The 261-nt window shown below is 67.0% G+C and carries 1 protein-coding gene; it reads left to right on the top strand.

What is annotated here, in order from left to right:
• Positions 1-94: 94 nt before the first annotated feature.
• Positions 95-261: DUF4148 domain-containing protein (locus SB816_RS32735; RefSeq protein ID WP_410548343.1), on the top strand; the 167-nt coding region annotated here is incomplete at its 3' end.

Here is a 261-nt window from a genome sequence, read left to right as displayed (position 1 = left end):
CTGTCGCGCACCTCGTTGCGCATCGAACAGCCCCGTTTGACGGGACCGGAGCCAGCGCCCGCGCGCCAACTCCGACCAACACAGGAGTTACGTCATGAACCGCCGCCACCTTCTTTCCGCGCTCGCCCTCGCACTCGCCGTGTCCGCACCGGCCTTCGCCGATACGAACACCCGGCAAGCCGGCGATTACGGCAACACGTCGTCGTACACGCAGCACAACAATGGTCCGCGCACCCGCGCCGAAGTCAGCGCGGAAGTCGC

The sequence above is a fragment of the Achromobacter sp. SIMBA_011 genome (assembly GCF_046535435.1).
In the GTDB taxonomy this organism is placed as follows: Bacteria; Pseudomonadota; Gammaproteobacteria; order Burkholderiales; family Burkholderiaceae_B; genus Achromobacter; species Achromobacter dolens.
This window is presented reverse-complemented; position numbering and strand designations above follow the sequence as displayed.